Here is a 23,992-nt window from a genome sequence, read left to right on the forward strand (position 1 = left end):
TTATTTTTATAAATAAGTAAACATATCAACAGGAAATATAAATTGTTAAAAAATTAATTTTTATAAAATTTATTAAATTTAAATAAATTTAAAAATATAAATATATAATAAGTTATTATATATAATAATTTCTTATATTATATATAATGACAATTAATTTATTTAATATATTTATATAAAGAATTATATTATAATAAAAAAATTAAAAAAATTACTTAAAAATAGAGATTTTTTTAATGAAACATAAAATACTACCTATATCTATCGTATATATTAATAAAGATATGTTGAATCAAAGAATAGATAATTTCATGCATAGTAGGTTTAAAAATGTACCTAAAAGTATGATCTATCGCATTATAAGAACAGGAAAGATTCGAATTAACAAAAAAAGAATAAAACCACATTATAAATTAAAAATTGGAGATATACTGAAAATTCCACCAATAAAAATCTCATGTGATCTAAAACACACCTTTTTCCCCTTAAATCATGCTAAAAACTTATTAAATAGTATTTTATATGAAGATAATTATTTATTAATTATTAATAAACCTTCAGGAATTGCAGTACATGGTGGAAGTGGATTAAGCTTTGGAATTATAGAATATTTTCGAAAATTACGGCCGTTAGATAAATTTCTTGAACTTGTACATCGTATTGATCGTGAAACATCAGGTGTTTTAATATTAGCAAAAAAACGTACATCATTAATATCACTACACACACAGTTAAGAGAAAAAAAAATCAAAAAAGAATACATAGCATTAGTTCATGGTTTATGGCCTATTCATATAAAAAAAATATCAGAACCTCTATTAAAAATCCGATTAAAAAATAAACAAAAAATAGTTTTAATTGATCAAAAAGGCAAACCATCAGAAACTCATTTTCAAATAAAAAAGAAATTTTCTTCCTCAACTCTACTATCAATCGTTCCTAAAACTGGTCGTACACATCAAATTCGTGTACATACTTTACATGCAGGGCATCCAATATTATTTGATAAACGTTATGGTAAGAACAGTCTAGATCATAATATAAAAAATAATACAGGTATTAATAGACTCTTACTTCATTCTTCTGGAATTCATTTTCTTCATCCACAAAATGGTAAGAAAATTTATATAAAAGCACCCTTAGATATAGATTTTCAAAATTACTTAAATAATATGATATAGTTTATTGAAAATAAAAGTTTATATAAAAAAATATTATTTTTATTAAACTATTTTTTAACATACTAAATAGAGAAATATTATATGGCAGTTCAAAAAAATAAACCTACTCGTTCCAAAAGAGGAATGAGACGCTCTCATGATTCTTTATTATTACCAACTTTATCTATAGATAAATTTTCTGGAGAAACACACATTAGACACCATATTACTGTCAATGGTTATTATAAAGGGAAAAAAGTTCTTTAAAAAAATATTTAAGAAAAATGGTACTTTTAAAAGTACCATTGGATAAAAAATAGTTATAAAAATTAAATTTATTCAATAATTTTAGAAAAATTTTTAAAAAATAATAAAAAATATATCACATTAAAATTTTTATGTTTATTAATACAATTTATTACTAAAAATTTTTTTATTTTAAATTAATAAAACATACTTATGTTAAATAAAAAAATGTTTAATACAGAAAACATATAAATTATTAATTTAATTTATTTTTTTAAAATATTTTATAATATTATATATATTTTTACGCTTAAGGTATTTATACAATAGCAAAAAAAATATTTTATCTGTTATATTGTATAATTTTATTATAACAAAGAAGGCAATTATAATGAATTTATTTACAATGTTATTTCCAGGACAAGGCTCTCAATATATAGGTATGCTATCTTCATTTTTTTATAAAAAAAATAATATCTTTCAACAGACTTTTGATGAAGCATCAGAATATATTCATATTGATTTATTTAAGTTAATACAAGAGGGCCCTGAATTTAAATTAAATCAAAGTAAATATACACAAGTTGCCATATTAACTGCATCAGTTGCAATATATCGTTTTTGGAATAATAAAAATGGAAGAAGTCCTTCATTTATGTCAGGACATAGTCTAGGCGAATATTCTGCTTTAGTGTGTTCTGATTCAATAAAATTTTCTGATGCATTAAAAATCGTTTTTTTACGGGGTCAACTTATGGAAGAAGCAGTTATAAACAGACCTTCTTTAATGCAAGCTGTTATTGGTATAGACAAGAAAAAAGTTCAAGCTGCATGTTTAGTCAGATCAAAAAAAAAATTGTTTCTTTAGCAAGTGTAAACTCTCATAATCAAATTGTAGTTTCAGGAGATAGATCTGCTGTGTATCAAGCTTGTTTAAATTGTAAAAAATTAGGTGCTAAATACATATTTAAACTTAATACTAATATACCTGCACATTCTGAAATATTAAAACCAATATCTAAAAAATTAAAAAAAATATTAAACATAGTAAACGTATGTCCACCAAAAATTCCAGTAATTAATAATGTTGATGTAAAATTTGAGAATACTAGCATAAAAATTAAAAATGCATTAATCAGACAAATTTATAGTACTGTAAGATGGAAAGAAATTATAGATTTTATAAAATTAAAAAAAAATTTTATAATGTTAGAAATTGGACCTAATAAAAAATTAACTAATTTAAACAAAAAAGATAAAAATATCATTGCATTCAGTACAAATAATTTAAAAAATTTTTTAATAGCATTTAAGGAAATTAATAAAGAAAAAAATGAATAAAAACAGAAAAACTGTTTTGATAACAGGTGCAAATCGCGGAATAGGAAAAGCGATTGCGAAAAAATTTATAAATAAAGGCATACAAGTAATTGGCACATCGACTACACAAGATGGAGTAAAAAATATTGAGGACTATCTAAAAGGAAATGGATTTGGTTTTATTTTAAATTTAAAAAATACTGATTCTATTACTGAAACTATTAAAGAAATTTATAAAAAAAAGTATTCTATTGATATATTAATTAATAATGCTGGCATTAAGGAAGATAATTTATTAGTTAAAATGAAAAATAAAGAATGGAATGATGTTATAAAAACTAATTTATCATCAATATTTTATCTTGTGAAATCTGTTATTCGACCAATGATTAAAAAAAAACAAGGTAGAATTATTACTATTGGTTCAGTTATTGCTTATACAGGTAATAAGGGACAAGTTAATTATAGTGCTTCAAAGTCAGGACTAGTTGGATTTCATAAATCATTAGCATTAGAAGTAGCATCAAAGGGTATTACTGTTAATATTGTTTCACCAGGTTTGATTAAAACAGATTTTACTAATACATTAAGCTCAATTCAAAATCAAAAATATATATCTAATATTCCCATGAAAAGACTAGGAAATCCAGAAGAAATAGCAGATGCTGTCATTTTTTTATCTTCAAAAAAAGCATCATATATCACTGGACATACATTGCATATAAATGGTGGTATGTATATGATATAATAATAATTATATAAATCTTAAAATCTTTTTTAAAAAATATAACGGAAATCATGAACATGAAAAATATTGAACAACGTATAAAACAAATCATTATTGAAAAACTAGATGTAAAAAAAGAAGACATTTTAAATGAAGCATCCTTTATAGATGATCTTGGTGCAGACTCACTTGATACAGTAGAATTAATTATGGCTTTAGAAGAAGAGTTTGATATTGAAATATCAGATGAAAAAGCAGAAAAAATTAATACAGTACAAGATTCTATCGACTACATTAAAAATCACTATTCACAAAATAAATAATTTTATATATTTTTTAAAAAATTAACATTCAAATGTTAAATTTTTTATGAAATATTTAATATACATAAAACAGAATAAACATTAAATCTTAAATATTTAAAAAAGAATGATAAAAAATAAATTTATTGTAATTGAAGGTTTAGAAGGTGCTGGTAAAACTCATGCATGTATGTGTGTTAAAAATATATTAAATCAATTTAGTATTAAGAATATACTATTAGTACGCCAACCTGGTAGCACACCTATTGCTGAAGATATAAGAAAATTGATTAAAAAAAAATTTGATACTGACAATCTTATTAAAGAAACTGAATTATTGTTAATGTATGCAGCAAGGATACAATTATTTGAAAAAAAAATAAAACCCGCATTAAAAAATGGAATATGGGTAATTTCTGATCGTCATGATTTATCTACTTTAGCTTATCAAGGTGGTGGTTTAGGTATTAAGAAAAAAATAATTACTAAATTAAAATCTTTATTTTTGCATGATTTTATACCAGATTTAACTATTTACTTAGATGTATCTCCAAAAATTGGATTAGAAAGAGCATTAAGAAGAAATCCATTAGATTCAATTGAAAGCAGATCTTTAGAATTTTTTAAAAAAACTAGAAAATATTATTTGAAAAATGTCAAACTAGATCAAAAAACTATAACAATCAATGCTAATTTAAATATCAAAACAGTAACTCAAAATATTACAAAAAAAATATTAAATTGGCTTAATAAAAAAGTTATATGAAATTATACCCCTGGTTAATCAAACCGTATAATAATATTATACGGCAATATCAAACAAAAAAAGCTCATCATGCGATTTTAATAAAAACTCAAAAAGGCATAGGAGTATCATTATTAATTTGGTTTATTGGGAAATGGCTATTATGTTTAAAACCTGTAGGAATAGATTTTTGTAATAAATGTCATGGATGTAAATTAATGTCTTCAAACAATCATCCTGATTGGCATGATTGTATAACTGAAAAAAATCATATTTTTGGCGTAGAAGATATACGAATTATAAATGAAAAAATATTTAAATGTTCTCAACAAGGCGGATCTAAAATTATTTTTATATCAGATACTGAAAAATTAACAGAATCAGCAATTAATGCTTTTTTAAAAACTTTAGAAGAACCACCTAAAAAAACTTGGTTTTTTCTTGTGAATTATAAAAATTTAGATTTACATTCCACATTAAATAGTCGCTGTCTTGTATATAAATTGTTTATTCCACAAGAAAAAGATAGTTTAAATTGGTTAGAAAAAGAAATTAATAAAAACAATAAATCAAATTTAACAGCACTACGCATATATCAAGGTTCCCCATTATCTGCAAAAAAATTTATTAATAGTAATAAATGGATAGATAGAATAAATTTTTATAAATATTTATATGATGCTTTTATAAATAAAAATCTATTAAAAATATTACCACTATTAAATGAAAAAAATAGCGCAATAAAAATTGATTGGATATGTTTTTTATTATTTGATTCTATTAAATTCAGATTTAATGAAAAAAATAATTTAACTAATATTGATCAAATAGAACTTATTAAATTTCTTTCTGATAATTATCAAAATATTATTTTAGATACTAGTATTCGTACTTGGATGCACTGTAAATATAGATTATTAAATATATCTGGCATTAATTATGAATTATTATTATTAGAACAGTTACTTAAATGGGAAAAAATTTTAAATTTTGTATTGAAAAATTAATTTTTATATAAAAGAGATAAATTATGTTCTTAATTGATTCACATTGTCATCTTGATAGATTAAATTATTATTCATTACATGAAAATATAGAAGATGTATTGAAAAAATCTTATATCAATTATATAAAAAAATTTTTAACAGTATCAACTTCTATAAATAATTTTTATAGCATTAAAAAATTATTCGAAAAATATCATTTTATCTTTTATTCTTGTGGTACACATCCATTAAACTGTGAAAAAGAATTAAATAATTTTAATTCAATAGAAAAAATATCTAAGAAAATAAAAGAATTATCTTCTATAAAACGTGTTATAGCAATTGGAGAAACTGGTCTAGATTATCATCATTCACTTGAAACTAAAAAAATACAACAAGATTTTTTTCGGGAACATATTAGAATTGCAATAGAATTAAAAAAACCAATTATAGTACATGCTCGTAACTCTATGGATGATACTATAAAGATATTAAAAGAAGAAAACGCAGAAAAATGTATAGGAGTATTACATTCCTTTACTGGAAATTATAATAATGCAATTCAATTATTAGATCTGGGTTTTTATATTTCCTATTCTGGTATGATTACATTTAAAAACTCTATAGAACTTTGTAATACAATAAAAAAAATACCATTAGATCGTTTATTAATCGAAACAGATTCACCATATTTATCACCAGTCCCTTATAGAGGAAAGGAAAACCAACCTGCATATTTATTTTATATAATAAAAAAAATTTCTATATTAAAAAAAATAGACATGAGTATACTTGCAAAAATTACAACAAAAAATTTTTATACATTATTTAATGTATAGTAAATTTTATCTTAATATTTCATACTTAATAAAAAAACAATATGTATTGTATACAATTAATATAACCTTTTTATATATACTTAGGAGTCTTTTTGATATGTTTAAAAATGTATTTGCAAACCTTCAAAAGGTTGGTAAATCACTTATGTTACCTGTTTCAGTGCTACCTATTGCAGGAATACTTCTAGGAATAGGATCTGCACATTTTAGTTTATTACCAGAAATTCTTTCTCAAATTATGGCTCAAACAGGTGGATCTGTCTTTAGCAATATGCCATTAATATTTGCAATTGGTGTAGCTCTAGGATTTACTAAAAATGATGGTGTGGCAGCATTAGCAGCAGTTGTATCTTATGGGATTTTAATTCAAACATTAATTGCAGTTGAACCAGTTATTTTAAATACAACTATTGATATTATAAAAGACAAACATCTTTGTGATACTGGCATATTAGGAGGAATTATTGCAGGTGCAATCTCAGCTTATATGTTTAATAAATTTTATCGTATTCAATTACCTGAATATTTAGGTTTTTTTGCTGGTAAAAGGTTTGTTCCCATTATCTCAGGATTATCGTCAATACTAATAGGTTTAATATTATCTATTATTTGGCCCCCAATTGGTCAAGGAATTAAAGTTTTTTCTCAATGGGCTGCTTACCAAAATCCTGTTCTTGCTTTTGCATTATATGGATTAGTAGAAAGAGCTCTAGTGCCATTTGGATTGCATCATATATGGAATGTTCCATTTCAAATGCAAATCGGAGAATATACTAATTCTATCGGACAAGTCTTTCACGGAGACATCGCTAGATATATGGCAGGTGATGCTACAGCCGGAAATTTATCAGGAGGTTTTATTTTCAAAATGTATGGTCTTCCAGGGGCTGCACTAGCAATTTGGCATTCAGCTAAAAAGGAAAATAAGACTAAAATAGGGAGTATTATGATTTCAGCAGCATTAACAGCTTTTTTAACTGGTATTACTGAACCAATTGAATTTTCATTTATTATTGTTGCGCCAATATTATATATTCTGCATGCTTTTTTAGCAGGATTATCTTTCCCATTATGTATTTTTTTAGATATGCGAGCAGGAACTAGTTTTTCACATGGATTTATAGACTTTATAGTATTAAGTGGAAACAGTCATCATATATTTCTTTTCCCAATTATTGGAATACTTTATGGATTATTATATTATATTTTATTTTATTTTTTAATTATTAATTTTAATTTAAATACACCAGGTAGAGAAGATATTAAAAGTAATATATTAGAAAAAAATAACAGTGAAATTGCACCGTATATTATTACAGCATTAGGTGGAAAAAATAATATTAAAAATTTAGATGCATGTATTACTAGATTAAGAATTACTGTTTTAGAAGTATCCAAAGTCAATCAAAAAGATTTAAAAAATATTGGTGCGGCCGGAGTAATAATCTCAGGTTCAGGAATACAAGTTGTTTTTGGAACAAGATCCGAAAATATCAAAACAGCAATAGATGAGCATATGAAAAATAAGGAATGTTAATTATGCAAGATGATTCAATTTTTAAGAAAATTATCACAAAAAAAATACCAGCCCACATTGTTTACCAAGATGAAAAAGTTACTGCTTTTAAGGATATAAAACCAAAAGCACCAGTACATATATTAATTATACCAAATGTTTTTATTGCATCATTAAACGATATTAATAAAAAAAATAAATCGATCTTATCTCATATGTTTTATGTTGCCACTGATATTGCTAAAAGAAAAAAAATCAGTCAAGAAGGATATAGAATTATTATTAATTGTAATAAGAATGGCGGTCAAGAAATTAACTATCTTCATATGCATTTATTAGGAGGTAAAAAACTAGGATCATTTTTTTAATATTTTTTATTTAGAAATTTTTATAAAAACTCAATTATTTTATAATATAAAGATAAAATTTTAGTTAATTTTTATTATCTATATTATTTTTTGTGTTTTTATAAATGGTTGTTTTTTGTAAAAAAAGTAGAAAAATCGTATTTTTATTATTTTAAAATTTTATTTAACTTTAGAAAATATTATGTTAAAAATATTAAAATTGAATAAGATATTGATCTTTAAGAAAATATTATTTTTTATTTATTTACTAGAGAACAATACTAATATTTTTATAGATTCAGAAAAAATAACAGATTTAATAAAAAATATATACAAAAAAAATAATACAATTTCTTTTCTTGAAAAAAATAATTGAAAAAAATAAAAAAAATTAGTTATGTTAAAAACAAAAAAAGTTAAATAAAGGTACTGCAATTTTTCTATCTTGTAAAATAATACAAGATATTATCTTCATAGCTACATTTCTAAAAAAAGAACCTTTTTATTAAATATAGAATTCATACTAGTTAAGACAGGAGAAATAATACTCATAAAAAAAGAAAAACTTTATTAGTAATAATAAAAATAGCATATATGTAAATATTATCAAAAAAATATTATATTCAATATAGAAAAAAAATAGTTTAAAATTTTTATTTTATTTTTTAATAAACTAATTTTTTATTATATGAAACATCTAAATACTAGTTTTTTAAAATAAAAAAACTATTTCAGTATTAATAAGAGTAGCCCTTTCTACTGAAATTTATATAATTCAACAATTAATTATTTTTTTGAATATAAAAAAATAGATTTCTCTATTTATACACCAGTAGAAAGTTCTAACTCTTAATTATTATTGAAAAAAAACTAAATTAGTTTTAAAAAATATATATTCTAATAAAATTAGAAATGATAAACTATTCCAGCACCGATAGTATTATCTGTAGGAATATTATTTTTCTTAATAAAATTATCACTTTTTAACAGATTAATTTTATAATTCATATATGTAGAAATATTTTTGTTAAATTCATAACGAGTCGAAATATTAATTTCTTTTGCTAGTTCTAAATCTTGATGACCAGATGAATTTTTTGTGTTTGAATTTTGTCCTTTAGAATCTAAATAACTTAACGAAGGATGAAAACCAGAATGAAAATTGTATTCTGCAATAGCTTCAATATTCTGTGTTTTATTAATATATAATTGTTCATTAGGCGAAGTATTTTGACTAATAACACTTGATGATGGTGTTAAATTACGGGCTTCACCATAAAAAGCTGCAATATATATATCATTAGCATCATATTTAAAACCTAACCCATATGCTCCAGCAGAAGGAAGTTTTTGATTTTGATTATTTTGGTCCAATTCAGATCTTTCAGAAGAAAAACAAGAACCAATAGCAGTAAGTCCAACATCACTTTCATATTTTAAAGAAGCACCCCAACCTGTACCATTTTGCTGATGTTCTGCTCTGTTTTTAGATTGATCTTGATACTGTAATGCCAAACTAATTCCATTTGCTAAACCAAAAAGATTATTATTTCTATAAGTAAGTAAACTATTGTTTCTACCTATCATATAATTATCGTTATAATTAAATACACTATCTTTATTAATATATGGTGCACGATTAGTTAATGATTGTACATCATGAAAAATACCATAATTACGACCATAATCTATTGAACCCCAATCACCATATTTAAAACCAGCATATCCTAAACGCACTGAATTGGACTGTTGTTTATTTAATAATTCTTCTGGTGCAGAAAAATCAGTTTTATATTCAATAGTAGCATAACTTGATAGTTCATCAGTAATATTGATTTTTCCTTTTAAACCTAATATAGCATTAGTATCATCATTATGAGCTGTGATCTTAGTTGATAAAAAACCATGAGATAATTCATGATTAGGATTAATGCTACCGTATAATTCAAGTTTGCTACCATGTTTATTAAAAATATCCAAAGCATTAACTCCATTACTAGCAGCTAACAACATTGGTATTACAATTGCTAAAGATCGATGATTTGTCATAATTTTTTATACTACCTTTTTAGTAAAAATAATTTAAATCCATATTATTTTATTAATATAAATATTACTTTTTTTATATTTTATGTTTTTATGTAAACAGTCAATTAAAAAAATTATTTAGTAAATCTTCTAGTTAAAAATTAGCATTATTAACAGTACGTGGAAACGGAACAATATCTCGTATATTTGTAACTCCGGTAATATAAGAAATTAATCGTTCGAAACCCATTCCAAAACCTGAATGTGGTACTGTACCGTATCGACGAAGATCTCGATACCACCAATAATCTTCTTTTTTTAAACCTAATTCTAATAAACGTTCATCTAAAATAGAAATACGTTCTTCACGTTGAGAACCACCTATTAACTCCCCAATATTAGGAACTAATAAATCTATTGCTGCAACAGTTTTTTTATCGTCATTCAATCTCATATAAAATGCTTTTAATTCCTTTGGATAGTTTTTTATAATTACTGGAATTTTAAAATACTGTTCTACAAGAAAGCGCTCATGTTCAGAAGACAAATCAACACCTAAAAAAACAGAGTTATTGAATTGTTGTTTAGAAGCAAGTAAAATATTTATAGCTTCCGCATAATCTATACGTATAAAATCTACTAATAATAGTTTCTCTAGACGATCAACTATATCATTGTCAACAGAATATTTAAGAAAATTAATATCTGACATACAGTTTTTTAAAAGAGATTTGCAAATATATTTTAACATATCCTCAGCAAAATCTGATATATCACTTAAATTTGTAAAAGCTGATTCTACTTCTAGCATCCAAAATTCAGCTAAATGACGACTAGTATTAGAGTTTTCAGCTCGAAATGTAGGACCAAAGGTATACACTTTAGATAAAGAACAAGCATATGTTTCTAAATTCAACTGTCCCGAAACAGTTAAAAAAGATTCTTTTCCAAAAAAATCTTTTTTAAAATCAACGGATCCATCTTTATTTTTAGGAATATTTTTTATATCTAGTGTCGAAACACGAAACATTTCTCCGGCACCTTCACTATTTAAGCTAGTTATAATGGGTGTTGGAATCCAGCAGTAATTTTTCTTATAAAAAAAATGATGCAATGATTGCAATACATGATTTCTTATTCGAGCTACTGCACCTATTAAATTTGTTCTAGATCTTAAATGAGCTACTTCTCTCAAATATTCCATGCTGTGTTTTTTAGCAGATATTGGATAAGTATCTGGATGTTCAATCCAACCTAGAACTTTTATTGTTTTTAATTGAATTTCATACTTCTGTTTATCTCCAATAGATAATATTAATATACCAGTAAATATAACAGAACATCCAATTGTTAAATGCAATATTTCTTTATAATAATTAGGCAAACTATTATTAGCGATTACTTGTATAGAATCAAAGCATGAACCATCATAAATCGTAATAAAAGAAAATCCAGATTTTGAGCTTCTTCGGCTTCGAACCCATCCACATACAGTAATTAAACTATTTACTATAATATCATCTTTATATATATCTGATATTGATATTATGCTCATAAAATCTTTCCTTTTACACTTATTTTTTAAAATAGACTATTATATAAATAAATTTTTAAAATAGTGAAAATTTTTTTATATTTTAAAAAAAATACTTATAATCAATTTGATTTTTATCTATTTTTCAATGGTACATTAAATACTTTGCATAAATGTTGTAAAAATTTTTGATCTAAACAAAATGTTTTTCCTGGACTATCAGATATTTTAGCAACAGGTTTGCCATTACATTTTACCAGTTTAATAACAATATTTAGTGGTTTTACATAAGGAATATCACAAGTTAATTTTGTTCCTATTCCAAAAATAATATTAATTCTTTTATTGAATTTTTTATATAAGGATATAATTTTCTCAAAATTTAAATTATCAGAAAATAACAATGTCTTAGTAAAAGGATCTATACCTAATTTTTCATAATGTTTAAGAGCTTTTTCAGCCCATTTTACAGGATCTCCTGAATCATGCCTGATACCTTCATAAGAAGAAGTTAAATGTAAATTAAAATCATGCAAAAAAGCATCCATGGTAATTGAATCTGTAAGAGCGATACTTAGATGATTTTTGTATTGATATAACCATGTTTGTAATGCTAAAATCTGACTACTTTTTAAATTTGATCCAATTTGTTGATGTGCTTGAAACCATTCATGAGCTTGTGTTCCAACTGGTTTTATTTTTAATATGCGAGCTATATGATAATTACTAGAACCTATCAAAAATGGAAAATTTTTTTTTAATCTTTTAATAATAGAATATTGTACATCATAAGAAAATCTTCTTCTTGTTCCAAAGTCAACAATTTTTAAACGAGATAAATCAATATATTTAGTGTGATCAAAAAATTTTGTTAATTTTAAATCTAAATATTCTAAAGCAGATTTAGAACTAACTTCTGGAGAAAAATCACTATGAAAAACTTCACTAATTAAAGCTAATATTGGAACTTCCCATAATATTACTTCTTTCCATAATCCACTTATACGAATATGTAATCGCCCTTGATAATTTTTTATTTTTACTTGTGAAACATTATAACGAAATTTTCTTAACCAATGTAAATATTCTTTCTTAAAAAATGGAAAAGAGGTCATATAAATATATTCTTCATGACTCAAAGACAAGGTTCTCATCATACTAATTTGTTCTGATAAAATATTTGAATAACAACCTAGGGAATTATCTCCTCTACAAAGAAATTCAGCAACGACATCTACGTTTTTATAATGATAAAAAACTGCTTGTTGCATATGAAGTTTATATGCATCAGTATCAAGTAATGTTTTTACTATTGGATAATCATATCGTTTCATAGTATTCTTATATTTTTCATTCTACTCTTTTTTTTAACATACGATAATTATCATATTAATTTTATACTTTAATGATATAAAATTTTAAAAACAATATTATTTAAGCATTTTATAAAAAATATACATAAATAAAAAAGTTATCAATTTTTCAAAAAAAAATATTATATAAAATAAAATTATTTTTAATAATCTTTTTATAGAATATTTTTACTATAATTTTTTATAGAATTTTATTCTACATCAAAGAGGCAGTATAATGTTTTATTATTTAATTCGTAAACTGTTATTTTTAATAGAACCTGAAAAAGCTCATTTGTTAACATTAAAATATCTCAGTATAAGAAATATTCAACTATTTAATTTTTTTTTTATAAAAAAATATTACCATCAAGAAAAATTAAATGTATGGGTTTAACTTTTAAAAACAAAATTGGTACTGCAGCAGGATTAGATAAAAATGGAGAATATATACTTGCTTTATCAAAACTAGGTTTCGGTTTTATTGAAGTAGGTACTGTTACTCCTTTACCTCAATCTGGAAACCCAAAACCTAGAATATTTAGAATAATTCCTATGGAAGGTATAATCAATAGAATGGGATTTAATAATCTGGGTATAGATAATTTAATTGATAATATAAAAAAATCTAATTTTAAAGGTATAATAGGTGTTAATATAGGAAAAAATAAAAATACTAGTATTAAAAATTCAGTGAATGATTATTTAATATGCATAGAAAAAATTTATTGTTATGCTAGCTATATTGCAATTAATATTTCATCACCTAATACTGAAAATTTAAGAAACCTGCAATATGGAATACTTTTCAAAGATTTATTACATAAAATAAAAAAAAAACAAAAAGAACTGCACAAGAAGTATTTTAAATATGTTCCTATAGCAATTAAAATTTCACCGGACCTCTCAATTAAAGAATTAGTTTACATTGCAAAGCAACTAATTAAATATAGAATAGATGCAGTAATTGCAACTAATACAACACTGGATCACTCATTAATATCTGGATTAAAAAACAGTTCGCAAAAAGGAGGATTGAGCGGACTACCTTTGCAACAAAAAAGTACTAATACAATTTCAATATTATCAAAAAATTTAAAAAATAAAGTTCCTATTATTGGAGTGGGAGGGATTAACTCTATCACTTCAGCTAAAGAAAAAATCGCATCAGGAGCTACTTTAATACAAATTTATTCTGGATTAGTATATCATGGTCCAAAACTAGTTGAAGAAATTATTAATAAAACATAATATTTTATTTATAAATTCTAAATGTTTGCTTTCTAATATAAAATACTTACTAAATATTTATAATAAACATTATAAGTATTTAGTTATTATGCATAATACATCTAAAAGTATTAGATGTACATCACAAAAATCATTTTTAATTTTACAAAACTTATGATAAAAATGAATCATTTATTTGCAAGTACAAATTTTGGTACTGAAAAATTACTAGAACAAGAGCTCTTATCTTTAGGAGCTGAAAACGTAAATGTAATAAAAGGCGGGGTTTATTATGAATCTAATGATTTATTACTATATAAAAGCTTAATGTGGAGCCGTATTGCGTCACGTATTTATTTATCGATAAAAAAGTTTACTATAAATAATAGTGATGATCTTTATCATAATGTATATAATATTGATTGGACAGAAATTTTTCATCTACAAAAGACTTTTTTAGTTAATTTTAAAGGCACTAATAACATTATTCGTAATAGTTTATTTGGAGCACTAATAACTAAAGATGCAATTGTTGATCAATTCCAAAAAAAATATTCTTCTCGTCCAAACGTAAATCTTATTAATCCTGATATTCGAATAAAATTATCATTATTAAATAATAACGTATTGCATATTATGCTAGATCTGAGTGGAGAATCTTTAAATAAAAGAGGATATCGTCAATTTTGTAATACTACTCCCATTAAAGAAAATCTAGGAGCAGCAATTGTATTGAGTTCGGGATGGAATAATAATATACCTATGATAGATCCTATGTGTGGTTCAGGAACATTATTAATTGAAGCTGCTATGATATCTTCTGATAGAGCACCTGGATTGAAAAGATTAAAATGGGGATTTCAATCATGGAAAAAATATAACAAAAATATCTGGTTCAATACTGTTAAAGAAGCTGAAGAACGCTTTAAAATAGGTATAAAAAAATGTTTTAAAAATTATTTTATAGGATATGATTACAATCCTGAAATTATAAAAAAAGCTAAAATCAATGCGTCTAAAGCAGGCATATCAAAAATCATTCAATTTTCAATACAAAATTTAAATGATCTAAATAACGTTTATAATAAAGAAAAAATAGGAATAATATTAAGTAATCCACCATATGGAGAAAGATATCAAACTGAAAGTCAATTAACAGGTGTATATATACAATTAGGGGTTGCATCAAAAAAATATTTTAAAAATTGGAAATTATCAATATTTAGTTCATCAATATTTCTTTTAAATTTTTTACAAATGCAATCATATGAAGAATATATTTTTAAGAACGGTGCATTAAATTGTATTCAAAAAAATTTTTTAATTTTCTTGAAAAAATCAAATGTTAAAAAAAATGAATTTAAAGATAGATTAAATAAAAACTTTAAAAAACTAAAAAAATGGGCTAATGTAGAAAAATTACAATCTTTTCGTGTTTATAATGCAGATTTACCAAACTATAATATAATAGTAGACATTTATCATACATGGATAGTAATTCAAGAATATAAAGCTCCAAAATTAATAGATAATAATAAATCTTTCAGAAGATTATGTCATGCTATTTACTATACTAAAGAAATATTATCTGTTTCTATAAACCAAATTATATTAAAAACCAGACAGCAAAATAAAAAAAAGACACAATATAAAAAATTATTTGACAGTAATAATTTTATTGTTATTAAAGAATATCATGCAAAATTTTTAGTGAATTTAACAGATTATTTAGATACTGGTTTATTTTCAGATAAACGACTTGTTAGAAAGTTATTAGGGATAATGGCTAAAGGAAAAGATTTTCTTAATTTATTTTCATATACTGGAACCGCTAGTGTGTATGCTGGATTAGGACAAGCAAATAGTACAACTAGTGTAGATATCTCTAATACTTATATAAAATGGTCCATGCGTAATATGTCTCTGAATAATTTAACTGGTCCTCAACATAGTTTTATTCAATCTGATTGTTTAAGCTGGATAAAAAAAACCAATCAGAAATTTGATTTAATATTTATAAATCCACCTACTTTTTCTAATTCTAAAAAAATGCAACGATTTTTTGATTTAAAAAAAGATTATATTCACATAATAATGAATTTAAAAAGAATTTTACACGATAATGGTAGTGTTATTTTTTCCAGTTCTACGCGAAACTTTGAAATTAATTTTGATTATATTAAAAAAATGAAATTATATGTAAAAAAAATTACAAAAAAAGTACAATCGAAAGATCACTTAAAAAACACTAATGTTTATCATTCCTGGCTGATAAAACATGAAAAATAAATTCAAGGATAGAAAAATTTATGTCTTTAATCAACGTTCAAGATGCTTATTTATCATTTAGTGATTTAGAAATATTAAAAAATAGCACACTTCATATCCATGAAAATGAAAGAATATGTTTAACTGGTAAAAATGGCACCGGTAAATCTACTTTATTAAAAATAATTAACAAAAAACAAGAATTAGATCATGGCTATGTTATTTATAAAAAAAATATAAAAGTGGCCTATCTACATCAAGAAAATCCAAAATATCTGAATATTTCTACATATGATTTCATTAGTTCAGGATCACAAGAATATCAAATAAACAAAAAAAAAAATATAAAAGAATCTATAAAAATAGAAAAAATGATTGAAACAATTGAATTAAATAAAAATACTTTATTATCTCACTTATCTGGAGGTTTATTAAGAAAAGCTGCATTAGGTCGTATACTGATAGGAGAACCTGATATATTATTGCTTGATGAACCTACTAATCACTTGGACATGAAAAGTGTAAAATGGCTTGAAATATTTTTAAAGAAATTTCCTGGCAGTATATTATTTGTATCACATGATAGAAACTTTATTCAAAATATATCCACACGTATTGTAGATCTCGATCGTGGAAAGTTAATTTCTTGGCCAGGTGATTATGAAAATTTTATAAAATTAAAAAATGAAAGTAATCGTATTGAAAATATACAAAAAAAATTATTTGATAAAAATCTAGAAAAAGAAGAAAAATGGATTAGAAAAGGTATTAAAGCACGTTCTACTCGTAATGAAGGAAGAGTTAAAAACCTAAAAACATTAAGACAAGAATATAAAGATTATAAGAAAATAGAAAAGTTAAACAATATTATAATTAACCAGTCTAAAAATTATTCAGGAAAAATAATTTTTGAATTAGAGAATATAGATTTTTACATCAATAATAGGGTTATAATAAAAAATTTTTCATCAATTGTTCAGCATGGAGACAAATTGGGATTAATTGGTAATAATGGATGTGGAAAAAGTACGTTAATTAAAATTCTTATAGGAGAAAACAAACCTTATAAAGGAAAAATTTATAGAGGGACAGGATTAAAAATATCATATTTTGATCAAAATAGATCTGTATTACAACCAAATAAATCTATTTTAGAAAATATATTTTATGGGAAAGAAAAAGTTATATTAAATGGAAAAGAACAACATATAATAGGATATCTAAAAAACTTTCTCTTTAAACCTAATCAATTACAATCTTTAGTAAAAACGTTATCAGGTGGTGAATGTAATAGATTACTTTTAGCTCGATTATTTTTAAAGCCTAGTAATGTTTTGATTTTTGATGAACCTACAAATGATTTAGATTTAGATACTCTACAGTTATTAGAAAAAATTATTATCAATTATCAAGGTACTGTTATAATTGTTAGTCATGATGAAACATTTATTAAAAATACAGTAAAAAAATGTTGGCATTTTGAAGAAAATGGATTTATTAATACTTATTTTTGCAATTTTAATTCTTTAAAAAAACAAAAAAAGAATTTAGAAAAAGAAAAAAAACAAAAAAATAAATTAGATGTAGAAAATAAAGTAAAAATAAAAAATAATTTCAAAAAAGAAATTAATTCAATATTGTATGAAATAGAAACAATCGAAATTAATATCAAAAAATTACAAAAAAAAGTAAATGAACCTAATTTTTTTAAAAAAAAATTAGAAGAAAAATTACCAATGCTAAAAATGTTAACTAAAAAAGAAGAAGAATTAGAAAAAAAAATATTATATTGGGAAAGTTTAGAAAAAAATATTGCGAAATAAAAAAAAATAAAAAGTAATCGTAAACATATCTTTTAATATTGTTCTTTTTAAAAATGATATATTTACAAACAACAAGAACTAGATTTCTTCATACAATTTAAAGAACAACAGTTTTTAAAATTAACAGAACAATTTGCACATTGAATAAAAAGAAGATGACATAAATTATACTGACAATTTACATAAGTATCAGACAGTTGACCACATTGTTTACAATACGATATTATTTCATCTGAAATTTTTTCGCTCATTCGATTATCAAAAACAAAATTTTTTCCTTTAAAAAGAATTGGTAATCCATTTTTTCGAGCATCATGTACATAACCAATAATACCACCTTCTAAATGATATATATTTTTAAAACCATTAAAACGCATCCAAGCAGTAGCTTTTTCACAACGAATACCACCAGTACAGTACATGACGATTTTTTTATTTTTAGCATAGCTCATCAATGGTATTATATTCTTTAATTGTTCTCGAAAAGTTGTACTTTTAATTTCTATTGCATTCTCAAAATGACCAATAGCATATTCATAAGAATTTCGCATATCAATAAATATTATTTCCTTGTTATCTAACATTAAGTTAACTGTTTTTGATTTAATATACACTCCTACATTATTAGGATTAAAAAAAGATTCTGTAATTCCATCTTGTACTATTTTTTCTCTAATTTTAACAGAAAGCACCCAGAAAGATTTCTCATTATTTAATGATTTATTAATTCGTAAATTATTTAACTCTGAATTTAAATGATATAAAAATTTTTTTATGAAAAAATAATATTTTTTTGGAATGCTAATTTGTGCATTGATACCTTCCGTTGCAATATAAATTCTTCCTAAAATATTATATTTATAAAAATTCTTATAAATTTTATCGCGATATTCTTGAGTATTTTTAATGGTGAAATACTTATAAAAAGACAATGTTAAACGAGGTTCTACTTCAGAAAACATACGTTTTTTTAATTCTTTTTTAGAAAGACGATTATATAAAAATGACATTTCAAACACCTATAATTATTATGAATTAAGTATGATATACGCAAAAAAATATTATGAAAATCATTTTTTATGAGATATATTTGTTAATATTTTTATTTTTTTAGATAATTTTACATTTATCTCATTTAATTTTAATAATTTATTTTTTTCCTGATTTACTATATGTTTTGGAGCATGATATAAAAAATCTTTGTTGGAAATTTTATTTTTAACTTTCAATATATTAATTTGTATTTTTTTTTCTTCTTTTACTAATCTTTTTAATTCTATTTCTGTATCTACTAATTTTAATATAGGGATTATAATTTCTGCTCCATCTATTATTTCTGTTATACATAAATCTTGATCATATTTTTTCAGTAGTATTGTAATACTATCTAAAAAAGATATTTTTTTTATCAGAAAAATATTGTCTTTAATAATCTGTTTTTGTTGAGAAGTAATATTATACAAAAATAATGGTAATAATTTTTTAGAACTAATATTCATATGAATTCTAATATTTCTTAAAAATATAATTATTTTTTTTATCCAATTCATACTGAATAATATTGTTTCATCATATAAATGATGTTTATACTTTGGAAAAGCTTGCAACATAATTGTTTTTTCTTTAATATTTTTAATAATTTTTACACTCTGCCAAATAATTTCAGTAATAAAAGGGATAATAGGATGAGCTAATCTTAAAAGCAGTTCTAAAATATAAACTAAAACGTTTTTAGTACAATATACTTCTTGAAAAGAACCTATTTTAATAATTATTTTCACAAATTCTAAATACCAATCACAAAATACATTCCAAATAAAATCATATAAAACATTAGCCGCAATATCAAAACGATACGCATCTAATGATTCACGATATAATTTTACTGTATTATTAAATTCTATTAGAATCCATTTATTTATTAATAACATATTATCTTTTATATCAAATACTGAAAAATTATGATTTTTTGTATTAATCAAAACAAACCGACTAGCATTCCAAAGTTTATTACAAAAATTACGATACCCTTTTAATCTATTCATATCCCATTTTATATCGCGTGTGCTAGATGCTAATGCAGAGAAAGTAAATCGTAATGCATCTGTACCAGTAGATTTAATACCTTCAGGAAATTGTTTAATAGTACGTTGAACAATTTTATTGAATAAATTCGGCTGTAATAAATTTTTTGTTCTTTTTTTAATCAGATCGCTTAAAGAAATTCCATCTATCATATCTAAAGGATCAATGACATTTCCTTTAGATTTGGACATTTTTTGTCCATCTTCATCTCGAATTAATCCTGTAATATAAATATTTCTAAAAGGTACTTGAGGATTATTATCTACATCTTTAACAAAATACATTGTTAACATAATCATTCTAGCAATCCAAAAAAAAATAATATCAAAACCGCTTACTAAAACATTAGTAGGATGAAATAGTTTTAGAAATGTAGTTTTTTTAGGCCATCCTAATGAAGAAAAAGTCCATAATCCAGAAGAAAACCAAGTATCTAAAACATCATTTTCCTGTGTTAATGATATATTTTCTGATATAGAATATTTTTGACGTATTTCTTTTTCATTGTGTCCAACATAGACATTTTTTTTATTATCATACCATACTGGAATACGGTGTCCCCACCATAATTGACGAGAAATACACCAATCTTCGATATTGTTCATCCAAGATGAATACATACTTTCATACTGCTCAGGTATGAATTTAATTTTTTTATCTTTTACAGCATTTAGAGCTACTTTAGCTAATTTTGATGTCTTTAAATACCATTGATTTGTAAGTATTGGTTCAATAATAACACCACTTCTATCATTATAAGGAACAAGAATATTACAATCTTCAAACTTTTCTAAAAATCCTAATCTTTCAATTTCCTTAACAATTTCAATTCGTGCAGAAGAAATATCTAAATTTTGAAATTGGAGTGGAATAGATGTATTGTATTTATCAGATTTTTCACCTTGATAATCATAAACTTCAGAAATAGATTTAATTCGTCCATCAAAAGTAAAAATATTGATCATTGGTAATTTATGACGGATTGCTACTTTATAATCATTAAAATCATGTGCTGGAGTTATTTTTACACAACCAGTTCCTTTTTCTAAATCTGCGTATTTATCCCCGATAATAGGAATTATCCTATTAGTTAAAGGACACATAACAAATTTTCCAATACATTGATTATAATTATGATCTTCAGGATTTATAGCGATAGCTGTATCGCCTAATAAAGTTTCAGGTCTAGTTGTTGAAACTGTTAAATATTTTATTGTATTTTTTATAAAAACATCATTTTGAACAATTGGATATCGAATAAACCATTTTTTCCCCTTGATTAAACGATGCTCAACTTCTAAGTCTGAAATTACAGTTTCTAATTTTGAATCCCAGTGTACTAATCTTTTCTTCTGATAAATTAAATTATTTTTATAAAATAAAATAAAAGCTTCTCTAACGGCAATAGAAATATCAGGATCTAAAGTAAATTTTTCGTGTTCCCAATCAACAGATATACCTAAACGTCGCATTTGTTTTGTAATAATATTATTAGATTTATTTTTCCATATCCAAATTTTCTTGATAAAATCATCTCGATTATAATCTTTTTTAGTTTTTTTTTCTTCTAAAAATATTTGTCGTTCAACTAAAATTTGTGTTGCTATTCCTGCATGATCTGTACCCACTTGCCAAAAGGTATTCTTTCCCTGCATTCTGTGGTAACGAATTAATATATCCATGATTGTTTGTTGAAATGCATGTCCCATATGCAAACTTCCTGTAATATTAGGCGGCGGCATCATGATACAAAAAGTTGATTGTCTTAAATTATCAGGTTTAAAATACCCATTTTTTTCCCAAAAACTATATAGAGATTCTTCAATATTTTTAGGATTATAAGTTTTTTCCATTATATTTTGACTGTATTTTGATAAAAAGGCGATATTGCCATATTCTAGCGATAGTATTTCAATTAAAAATAAAATTATATTGATTTAATAGATTTAAGAATAAATGTAATTTGACTGATTTAATAAAAATTGACATAATAGTTCAACAGGACGCCCTGTCGCTTCTGCATTTTTTTCATGTTTCCAAGCAGTTCCAGCAATATCTAAATGTGCCCAATTATACTTTTTTGTAAAATTAGAAAGAAAACAAGCTGCAGTTATAGCACCTGCTTTACTTTTTCCTATATTAGATAAATCAGCAATATTAGAACTTAATTCTTTTGTATGTTCTGATAATAATGGTAAAGACCATATTTTATCATCTGTTTCTTGTGATGCGTGATGCAATTGATTAGCAAGATCTTTATTATTAGTAAAAAGACCACTGAATGACTCTCCTAATGCTGTGACACAAGCTCCAGTCAATGTAGCAATATCAATTACTATGTTTGGAGAAAAACGTTCTAAATATGTTAGTGAATCACATAAAACTAAACGACCTTCAGCATCAGTATTTAATATTTCGACTGTTTGACCTGACATTGTAGTCAAAACATCTCCAGGTCTAAAAGAATTACTGCCTAGCATATTTTCGCAACCAGATAAAATTCCAATTATTGTTAAAGGTAACTGTAATTCGGCAGCCATAATTAAAATACCATATACTGCTGCAGCACCACACATATCATACTTCATTTCATGCATACGACATGCGGGTTTGATAGATATCCCTCCAGAATCAAAAGTCAAACCTTTTCCTACAAAAGCGATTGTTTTATTATGAAGAACATTATTTCCAGAATATTTTATTACAGACATGAATGGTTTATTTTTTGCTCCGTCTCCAACTGCTATATAGGCATTCATTCCTAATTCTTTCATTTTTTTCATATCAATTACTTCTACTACAATATTATCTTTATATTTCTTAGCAAGTTTTTGAGCCTGATAAGATAAATATAGAGGATTGCAAACATTAGGTGGTAAATTACTTAAATTCTTTGAAGATGTGATTCCATAATCAATTGCTAATGCATGTTTTAAAGATGTTTTTGCTATAAATAAATCATTTTTTTTTGAAATATTTAATATAATAGAATCTATCTTTACATTTTTTATGTTTTTTGTATTTAAATTATTTATCTTAATAATTTCGTATAAAGATTCTTTTATAGAAAGAACCATTAATCTCACTATCCAATATATATTATTAATGTTTACTTCAGAAAAAGCATAAATAACATTTTTTATAGAAAGTTTTTTTAATATTTTTGTAGTGTTTTTTAAGATTTCTTTAAAATTTGATTTATTTATTTCATTCTTTTTTCCACAACCTACTAGTAATATTCTTTTTGAAGAGATTTCAGGGATTTTATACAACATAAGTGTTTCTCCTATTTTTCCCTGAATATCACCTAATTTTATTAAAGAAGTTATATAACCATTACTACATTTATCTAAATAAACAGCAGAATCAGAAAGTTCACATAGATCAAAAATAGAAACTACTATACAATCAGTTTTTTCTTGATCTAAAATACAATTTTTTATAAAAAAATCCATGATATATTCTCTATTTTAAATAGAATTAA

20 protein-coding genes are annotated in these 23,992 nt (G+C 23.8%); 14 read left to right on the top strand and 6 right to left on the bottom strand.

Features of this window, described 5'->3' with window-relative positions:
• Positions 1-236 precede the first annotated feature (236 nt).
• From rluC to BAKON_RS01810, 11 genes are all read left to right on the top strand, one after another.
• Positions 237-1,181, top strand: coding sequence for a 23S rRNA pseudouridine(955/2504/2580) synthase RluC (gene rluC, locus BAKON_RS01760; protein WP_014499496.1), 945 nt, complete (start codon positions 237-239; stop codon positions 1,179-1,181).
• Between the two features lie 81 nt (positions 1,182-1,262).
• Complete coding sequence (gene rpmF, locus BAKON_RS01765) at positions 1,263-1,427, top strand: 50S ribosomal protein L32 (RefSeq protein ID WP_014499497.1); 165 nt, start codon at positions 1,263-1,265, stop codon at positions 1,425-1,427.
• 370 nt (positions 1,428-1,797) lie between these two features.
• A complete protein-coding gene (locus tag BAKON_RS03220) occupies positions 1,798-2,274 on the top strand; it encodes an ACP S-malonyltransferase (protein ID WP_044005638.1) in 477 nt (158 codons plus the stop codon).
• Positions 2,238-2,747 (top strand): ACP S-malonyltransferase, encoded by a 510-nt coding sequence (locus tag BAKON_RS03225; RefSeq protein ID WP_226989521.1) that lies wholly within the window; start codon positions 2,238-2,240, stop codon positions 2,745-2,747. Before BAKON_RS03220 ends, BAKON_RS03225 begins: the two co-directional genes overlap by 37 nt.
• The gene (fabG, locus tag BAKON_RS01780; RefSeq protein WP_014499498.1) at positions 2,740-3,474 is read left to right on the top strand and encodes a 3-oxoacyl-[acyl-carrier-protein] reductase; all 735 of its coding nucleotides are present in this window, start codon (positions 2,740-2,742) and stop codon (positions 3,472-3,474) included. Before BAKON_RS03225 ends, fabG begins: the two co-directional genes overlap by 8 nt.
• A gap of 56 nt (positions 3,475-3,530) precedes the next feature.
• Positions 3,531-3,776: an acyl carrier protein gene (gene acpP / locus BAKON_RS01785; protein ID WP_014499499.1), complete on the top strand. Its 246-nt coding sequence runs from the start codon at positions 3,531-3,533 to the stop codon at positions 3,774-3,776.
• 106 nt (positions 3,777-3,882) lie between these two features.
• Positions 3,883-4,521, top strand: coding sequence for a dTMP kinase (tmk, locus tag BAKON_RS01790; protein WP_014499500.1), 639 nt, complete (start codon positions 3,883-3,885; stop codon positions 4,519-4,521).
• Positions 4,518-5,507, top strand: coding sequence for a DNA polymerase III subunit delta' C-terminal domain-containing protein (locus BAKON_RS01795; protein ID WP_014499501.1), 990 nt, complete (start codon positions 4,518-4,520; stop codon positions 5,505-5,507). The genes tmk and BAKON_RS01795 overlap by 4 nt, the downstream gene beginning before the upstream one ends.
• Positions 5,508-5,530: 23 nt before the next feature.
• Positions 5,531-6,325, top strand: coding sequence for a TatD family hydrolase (locus BAKON_RS01800; RefSeq protein WP_014499502.1), 795 nt, complete (start codon positions 5,531-5,533; stop codon positions 6,323-6,325).
• A 97-nt stretch (positions 6,326-6,422) separates the two neighbouring features.
• Positions 6,423-7,862 carry a PTS glucose transporter subunit IIBC gene (gene ptsG / locus BAKON_RS01805; protein ID WP_014499503.1) on the top strand — a complete coding sequence of 480 codons (1,440 nt, stop codon included), beginning with the start codon at positions 6,423-6,425 and terminating at the stop codon, positions 7,860-7,862.
• Positions 7,863-7,864: 2 nt separating this feature from the next.
• A complete protein-coding gene (locus tag BAKON_RS01810; RefSeq protein ID WP_014499504.1) occupies positions 7,865-8,209 on the top strand; it encodes a histidine triad nucleotide-binding protein in 345 nt (114 codons plus the stop codon).
• An 885-nt stretch (positions 8,210-9,094) separates the two neighbouring features.
• Here the strand turns inward: BAKON_RS01810 and BAKON_RS01820 are convergent.
• From BAKON_RS01820 to pncB, 3 genes are all read right to left on the bottom strand, one after another.
• The gene (locus tag BAKON_RS01820) at positions 9,095-10,237 is read right to left on the bottom strand and encodes a porin (RefSeq protein WP_014499505.1); all 1,143 of its coding nucleotides are present in this window, start codon (positions 10,235-10,237) and stop codon (positions 9,095-9,097) included.
• 133 nt (positions 10,238-10,370) lie between these two features.
• On the bottom strand, positions 10,371-11,771 hold the full coding sequence (asnS, locus tag BAKON_RS01825; protein ID WP_014499506.1) for an asparagine--tRNA ligase: 1,401 nt from the start codon (positions 11,769-11,771) through the stop codon (positions 10,371-10,373).
• Between the two features lie 113 nt (positions 11,772-11,884).
• Positions 11,885-13,084 carry a nicotinate phosphoribosyltransferase gene (pncB, locus tag BAKON_RS01830; protein WP_014499507.1) on the bottom strand — a complete coding sequence of 400 codons (1,200 nt, stop codon included), beginning with the start codon at positions 13,082-13,084 and terminating at the stop codon, positions 11,885-11,887.
• 405 nt (positions 13,085-13,489) lie between these two features.
• Between pncB and pyrD the strand changes: the two genes are divergently transcribed.
• The 3 genes from pyrD to BAKON_RS01855 all read left to right on the top strand — a co-directional run bounded on the left by pyrD (position 13,490) and on the right by BAKON_RS01855 (position 18,423).
• Complete coding sequence (gene pyrD / locus BAKON_RS01840; protein ID WP_014499508.1) at positions 13,490-14,353, top strand: quinone-dependent dihydroorotate dehydrogenase; 864 nt, start codon at positions 13,490-13,492, stop codon at positions 14,351-14,353.
• Positions 14,354-14,515: 162 nt separating this feature from the next.
• The gene (gene rlmKL, locus BAKON_RS01850) at positions 14,516-16,621 is read left to right on the top strand and encodes a bifunctional 23S rRNA (guanine(2069)-N(7))-methyltransferase RlmK/23S rRNA (guanine(2445)-N(2))-methyltransferase RlmL (RefSeq protein ID WP_014499509.1); all 2,106 of its coding nucleotides are present in this window, start codon (positions 14,516-14,518) and stop codon (positions 16,619-16,621) included.
• Positions 16,622-16,641: 20 nt separating this feature from the next.
• Complete coding sequence (locus BAKON_RS01855) at positions 16,642-18,423, top strand: ATP-binding cassette domain-containing protein (protein WP_014499510.1); 1,782 nt, start codon at positions 16,642-16,644, stop codon at positions 18,421-18,423.
• A gap of 62 nt (positions 18,424-18,485) precedes the next feature.
• Here the strand turns inward: BAKON_RS01855 and BAKON_RS01860 are convergent, their stop codons facing one another.
• From BAKON_RS01860 to BAKON_RS01870, 3 genes are all read right to left on the bottom strand, one after another.
• Positions 18,486-19,433: a rhodanese-related sulfurtransferase gene (locus tag BAKON_RS01860; protein ID WP_014499511.1), complete on the bottom strand. Its 948-nt coding sequence runs from the start codon at positions 19,431-19,433 to the stop codon at positions 18,486-18,488.
• A gap of 60 nt (positions 19,434-19,493) precedes the next feature.
• Positions 19,494-22,361 carry a valine--tRNA ligase gene (locus BAKON_RS01865; protein ID WP_014499512.1) on the bottom strand — a complete coding sequence of 956 codons (2,868 nt, stop codon included), beginning with the start codon at positions 22,359-22,361 and terminating at the stop codon, positions 19,494-19,496.
• Positions 22,362-22,454: 93 nt separating this feature from the next.
• A complete protein-coding gene (locus tag BAKON_RS01870) occupies positions 22,455-23,963 on the bottom strand; it encodes a leucyl aminopeptidase (protein ID WP_014499513.1) in 1,509 nt (502 codons plus the stop codon).
• Between the last annotated feature and the right edge of the window lie 29 nt (positions 23,964-23,992).

This window comes from Buchnera aphidicola str. Ak (Acyrthosiphon kondoi), from assembly GCF_000225445.1.
GTDB lineage: Bacteria > Pseudomonadota > Gammaproteobacteria > Enterobacterales > Enterobacteriaceae > Buchnera > Buchnera aphidicola_A.